The following is a 6,240-nucleotide window of genomic DNA, read 5'->3' on the forward strand; positions in this document are numbered from 1 at the left end:
TGTCATATGGCAAATTTATCAACAACAAAAATGTCCTCAAAAGGACAAGTGGTTATTCCTGAAAATATTAGAAAACAGCTAAACTTGAAAGCTGGTGCTCAATTTGTCGTTGTCGGGGAAAAAGACATTGTTATTCTGAAAAGCATAACCCCGCCGATTATTGACGAGTTCTGCGACCTTATCGCTAAAGCCAGGAAAAAAGGGAAACAAGTTGGAATTAAAAAATCTGATATTGCCAATGCCATTCAGAAAGTCCGCAGGCAACGTGTATGAGAGTTGTCCTTGATACGAATGTTTTCATATCCGGAATATTTTTCAGCGGGCCTCCCGCATGGATTCTTAAAGCATGGGAAAAGAAAAAGATACAAATGGTTATTTCACAAGAAATGCTTTTCGAATATCAAAAAGTTGCCCGGGAATTGTCATCACAATTTCCTGCGGTTGACATATTACCCATTGTTGAACTGATTACAATCCATGGGGAGTTTGTAGATACAAAAGGAGTCCATATAGCAATATGTGAAGACCCTGATGACAATAAATTCATCGAATGTGCGATTGCCGGCAATTGCACAGTAATCGTTAGCGGCGATAAGCATTTATTGAAACTGGGAAATTATAAAGGAGTAAATATTTTAACCCCGAGGCATTTTGCGGACGGTTTTTTAAGATAATAATGTCAGGCTAACTCGAAAAGTTGGAATTCCGGATTGGGATCAATTTTAGAGGCGCCTTTATGGTCAGGGAGGACCTTTCATGCTTACCAGGGTATTCAGCAGCGCCGTCATCGGTATTGACGCCTATCCCGTTGAAGTGGAAGTAGATATCGCCCGGGGCCTGCCTTATTACACCACTGTGGGGCTGGCCGAAGCGGCCGTCAAAGAGAGCCGGGAACGGGTCAAGGCGGCCATCGTCAACTCCGGATTTTTCTTCCCGGATGATCATATCACCGTCAACCTGGCGCCGGCCGGCATCAAAAAGAGCGGCACCGGCTTTGACCTGCCGGTTGCCCTGGGGATATTGTCGGCCACCGGGATGTTTCCGCCGGAGGCCCTGACCGGCTACCTGATTCTGGGCGAGTTGTCCCTGGACGGTCGGATCCGGCCGGTGAGAGGCGTTCTGCCCGTGGCCATGGCCGCCCGGCAGTCGGGCTGGCGGGGTGTGATGGTGCCCCGGGAAAACAGCGCCGAGGCGGCAGTAGTCGACGGGATCGCCGTTTATGCCGTGGATAACCTGGCTCAGAGCGTCGGGTTTTTCGACGGCAGCGCCGAACTGCCGCCTACCCGGGTGGATTGCCGCCGGATTTTCGATCAGGGCCGCGCCTGCCCGGACGATTATGCGGAGGTGGCCGGCCAGGAGCATGCCAAAAGAGCCCTGGAGATTGCCGCGGCCGGCGGTCATAATCTCCTGATGACCGGCCCGCCCGGTTCCGGCAAGACCATGCTGGCCCGCCGTCTGCCGTCGATCCTGCCGGATTTGACCTTTGATGAGGCCATTGAGGCCACCAAAATTTTTTCCGTGGCCGACCAGCTTGCTTCCGGCCAGGCCCTGGTTTGCCGGCGGCCCTTCCGCAGCCCCCATCACACCATTTCCGATCCCGGCCTGATCGGCGGCGGAGGCCATCCCCGGCCGGGCGAGGTCAGCCTGGCCCATCACGGGGTGTTGTTTCTGGACGAGCTGCCGGAGTTCCGGAAAACCACCCTGGAAATGCTGCGTCAGCCCCTGGAAGACAAGAAGGTCACCATCTCCCGGGCCGCCATTTCCATCACCTATCCGTCATCTTTCATGCTCGTTGCCGCCATGAACCCCTGCCCCTGCGGGTTTTTAAACGACCCCCGCCATGAGTGCGTCTGCCGGCCGGAGCAGGTTAACCGGTACAACGCCCGTATCTCCGGGCCCCTGCTGGACCGGATCGATCTTCACGTGGACGTGCCGGCCGTGGCCTACCGGGAAATGGCCGGCGACATCCGCGCCGAGGCGTCGGCGGCCATCAAGGAGCGGGTCGTCCGCGCCAGACAGATTCAGGAGCAGCGGTTTGCCGCCACCGGGGTTCACTGCAACGCCGCCATGAACAGCCGGCAGATCCGGCGGTTCTGCCAGCCCGCCCCCGGCGCCGCCGGCTTGCTGGAAATCGCCATCGATCGCCTGGGCATGTCGGCCCGGGCTTACAACCGCATCCTCAAGGTGGCCCGGACCATCGCCGATCTTGCGAGTGAAGATCAAATCCAGGCCGATCATGTGGCCGAGGCCATCCAGTTGCGCGGCCTGGACCGGAAAATGGCGGTTGATTAACCGGGCATTTCCAAACAACCTGCTAAAATAGACCGCGCCAGTCACCATTTTTCCCATATAAATGAGCGGTCCTTATCAGTTTTCGTTTGACAAAGCCGCCTTCTTTTTATACCACTATACGGTCTGCTTCGATGATGTGGTCCCATCGTCTAGCGGTTAGGACGCTGGCCTCTCACGCCGGTAACGAGGGTTCGATTCCCTCTGGGATCACCAAAAAAATCCAAATAGTTGATTTCCCAGTTTAACTCTTAAGCCGCCCGACGGCTCATTTGACGGCCCGCCTGACGGCTTTTTTCTGCAGTTGTTTTCTGATTTTCCGCAAAAGCACCTAAAAGAGGTAAACCGCCTTAATTCCACTAGTCACTGCTCGGTTCGTACGGCAGGCACAAAAGGGTATATCTTGAGTTTAGATAAAAAATAATATAAAAAAATTATTCAGGCTTATAAGATTTCTCAAGTTATCGCCGTCCTTTTTAAGTCAAGGCCATCAGAAGGAGGTAATTAAAATGAACTTCTGGCACATGCAACTCCATCGTAATGACACAAAAGAAATTCCACCAGAAAAGGTTAGAAAAATTTTAATAGAAACATCCTACATTGGTTTAGGCGATTGGGATAAAGGAAAAGCGCAGATTGATCAGTTTAAAGATGAACTTAAAGTTGGTGATATTGTTGCTATTAGAAGTGGGAAAAAGCCCATTGCGTTAGTTGCAGTAATTGGAGAACCAGAGTATTCAATAAGCCCAAATGAAGACTTAGACTGGTTTTCGCATAGAAGGGAAGTCAAAATCTTAGATTTTTACAAAAACGAATATGGTTTTCAAATTTCTAAGGCACTGGGGACATTAACAAAGTGCGCCAATTTAGATAAAGAAACTTCAAAAACAATCATTAGTTGGTATGAAAAAATTAAGGAAGGAATTTGTATGGAAAAAGCAGTCGAACTACTAAAATATAAGCATCAGATTATCTTACAAGGCCCCCCGGGAACAGGAAAAACAAGATTGGCAAAACTGATAGCTACAGAATTGACTAAACCCATTTCTGTTGGAAACCCAATTAATATAATTGACGATTTCATAAAAAAATTTGACCTTAATGATGAGCCCGTTAAAGGAAAGAGAGAAAAAGCCCAAAAGTTGCTCACCCAATTTTATGAAAGGTTCCCGATAGACAAAATAAAAGATATGACTTTAGAAGAATATTGTGTTGGTAAAGGTGATAGAGATAATTTTTGTTGGTGGATTGAAAGAGGATTAAAGAGTTTAGGTTATTATTTCCCAGGAACCTCACGCTCGTATTGCATTTATTGGAAAAAAGAAACAGAAGATTATAGTAAGCACGGATTTATAAGAGATATTGAAGATAACGAAGAAGCAATGAAAAAGCTTGCTTCTTTAATTGATGAGGTCATTAAAACAAAGAACCCACAAAAAGCTAAGGCTTTTTTAGGAGACAGTTTGCTTTTAAAGTTATTGAATACCTATTATCCGGATGAATTCTTCCCTATAAACAGCGAAAAAATGATTGATAACGCCTTGAAAATATTTTCGATTGATTATAAGGGGCTTGATGTCTTTCAAAAGAACAAGAAACTGAACGAAATATTCGTTGAAAAAAAGAACCAATTTAAAAGTCAGGTAAATAATCTTGAATTCGGCTATTTCATTTGGGAGAAGTTTAATCTTAAAGAAGGTGAAGATATAGATGATGGCCAAGGGATTGTGGCTAAAGGTGAATATCATCTTATTCAGTTTCATCCAGCATATACATATGAGGATTTTGTAAGAGGAATTGTTGCCACAACTACCGAAAATAACGATATAGCTTATAATGTAGAAAATAAAATATTAGCAGAATTTGTTCAAAAAGCTATAGATAATCCAAATGGTTATTATGTTTTAATCATTGATGAAATCAACCGTGCGAATTTACCGGCTGTTTTTGGAGAACTTATTTATGCATTAGAGTATAGAGCCGAACCTGTTACTAGCATTTATGAATATGAAGGCGAACAAGATATATCGTTACCAAAAAATTTGTACATTATTGGAACAATGAATACAGCAGACCGTTCTGTCGGGCATATTGATTATGCCCTTCGAAGAAGATTCGGCTTTTTTGACGTTCTGCCAGATGAAACAGTTATAAAAAATGAAAAGGCAAAAATATTGTATGAAAAAGTTTCTGAGTTATTTACGCAAGATTTTTTATCCCCTGATTTTAAGGAAAATGATGTGAAAATTGGTCATAGTTATTTTATTTTAAGAAACGAAAATGATGAGAATGAATTAAAAATGAAGTTAGACTATGAAATAAAACCTATTTTAAAAGAATACCTGAAAGACGGTATATTATTAGAAAGAGCAAAAGATAAAATCGAAAAATTAAATGTCTAAAATACTTTTTGATAAAATATTTTCAGAGCACCACAACTATCCAACGGGAGAAGATATTTCTGCAGTTGATATAATCCTGCCAAAACCTATTCGGTTCAAAAATTTTCTCGATAACGAGTACAAATGTGTTTGGATTGTAGAAGAAGGTGGAAAAAGATTTCTTCATACAAAATATTTTATTGGTACGGACTGGCTAAAAAGAAATGAAATTGCAATATATATAGCACCAAAGCTGGACGATGATAAACAGCAAACAAATTACCTGGAGATGCTTTTTTCTTGTTTGCGTCATTCAGAAGTAGCAGACTTCACGAAGGAATTATATGAAATAAAATTTGAAGACCCCCCGATAGAAATTGAACAGAAAAAAGATTTATTAACTCCATTGTTAATTGTTCATTTTCTGCAGGTATTAAAAATAATTGTAAGAAAAGGGCTAAAAAAATCTTATTACAAAGTTGAAAACAACCTGAATTCACGAATAAAAGGAAAGGTATTGGTTTCCAAAACCATAAAAAAAAACATTTTGAAAAACAAACCGCTCAATACCTTTTGTAATTATGATGAATTTGGTTTGAATGGAGCTGAAAACAGGCTACTTAAAAACACCTTAATGTTTGTGCAAAAGTACCTCGCCTTATTTCCAAATTATTCAACGATGGCTTCACGAATTATTAACTATTGCCTCCCTGCCTTTCAGCAAATTGACGACACCATTGATGTGCGGACAACGAAAGAGATAAAAACCAATGTTTTTTTCAAGGAATACAGCGAGGCAATACGTTTAGCCCACCTTATTTTAAAACGGTTTGGATACAATATAAAGAATCTTGAGACCGAAAAAGCAGAAGTTGTAAAAGTTCCTCCCTTTTGGATAGATATGTCAAAACTGTTTGAGCTATATGTTTTAGGGTTACTAAAGGACAAATATCATAACGATGTTGAATATCACTTCAAAGGAATACATGGTCAAGAGCCTGATTTCCTTTTAGTGTCTGAAAAGGACAAAGTAATTATCGACACCAAATACACAAAAAAATACAAATTGGGCTTTTATAATGAATATCTAGTTGATAATATAAGACAATTAAGCGGATACGCGAGAGATATTAAAATTTTATCGCGATTGGGGGTCGATACAAACGAGAACCAAAACATAGTATTAGATTGTTTAATAATTTATCCAGATCAAGACGCATCAGAAACTCTAGCGGAAGACTTGAGAGCAGACAAAGTAAACGAATTTATAAGATTTTACAAAATGCCTATTAAGCTTCCAACAATAAATGCTTAAAATTGAATACGTTATACTCACCGACCTTATACATTGATACAAACAAATTGGAAAAGGGGCCTTATTTGTACCGCTTACTGATGGCGTCTGCTTTTTCTTTTATTCCGCCCGCCAGCCATTCAGGCGACTGCGGTGGACCCGGTGCGTCGGACAATTTTTTTGGGTAGCTAAGCTCTGATTCGGTTAGGGTTTCCTTTGGCTCGTTGTTGCTTCTCAACCGGGGCAACGGAAGGAGCCCGTAGGGCGACTGGAGTT

The 6,240-nt window shown here is 42.8% G+C and carries 6 protein-coding genes and 1 tRNA gene; 6 read left to right on the forward strand and 1 reads right to left on the reverse strand.

Features of this window, described 5'->3' with window-relative positions; all coding sequences use genetic code 11:
- The first annotated feature begins 6 nt into the window (after positions 1-6).
- From AB1724_07825 to AB1724_07850, 6 genes are all read left to right on the forward strand, one after another.
- Positions 7-273 (forward strand): AbrB/MazE/SpoVT family DNA-binding domain-containing protein, encoded by a 267-nt coding sequence (locus AB1724_07825; protein MEW6077703.1) that lies wholly within the window; start codon positions 7-9, stop codon positions 271-273.
- Positions 270-674, forward strand: a complete 405-nt coding sequence (locus AB1724_07830; GenBank protein MEW6077704.1) for a putative toxin-antitoxin system toxin component, PIN family — start codon at positions 270-272, stop codon at positions 672-674. The genes AB1724_07825 and AB1724_07830 overlap by 4 nt, the downstream gene beginning before the upstream one ends.
- A gap of 82 nt (positions 675-756) precedes the next feature.
- The gene (locus AB1724_07835) at positions 757-2,292 is read left to right on the forward strand and encodes a YifB family Mg chelatase-like AAA ATPase (protein MEW6077705.1); all 1,536 of its coding nucleotides are present in this window, start codon (positions 757-759) and stop codon (positions 2,290-2,292) included.
- A gap of 138 nt (positions 2,293-2,430) precedes the next feature.
- A tRNA-Glu gene (locus AB1724_07840) sits at positions 2,431-2,505 on the forward strand.
- A 293-nt stretch (positions 2,506-2,798) separates the two neighbouring features.
- Entirely contained in the window at positions 2,799-4,691 is a 1,893-nt protein-coding gene (locus tag AB1724_07845; GenBank protein MEW6077706.1) for an AAA family ATPase, read from the forward strand.
- Entirely contained in the window at positions 4,684-5,985 is a 1,302-nt protein-coding gene (locus AB1724_07850; protein MEW6077707.1) for a hypothetical protein, read from the forward strand. The genes AB1724_07845 and AB1724_07850 overlap by 8 nt, the downstream gene beginning before the upstream one ends.
- A gap of 61 nt (positions 5,986-6,046) precedes the next feature.
- On the opposite strand, the gene AB1724_07855 is transcribed toward AB1724_07850, so the two are convergent.
- On the reverse strand, positions 6,047-6,240 hold a 194-nt coding region (locus AB1724_07855; protein ID MEW6077708.1), incomplete at its 5' end, for a hypothetical protein.

This window comes from Thermodesulfobacteriota bacterium, assembly GCA_040753795.1.
In the GTDB taxonomy this organism is placed as follows: Bacteria; Desulfobacterota; Desulfobacteria; order Desulfobacterales; family Desulfosudaceae; genus JBFMDX01.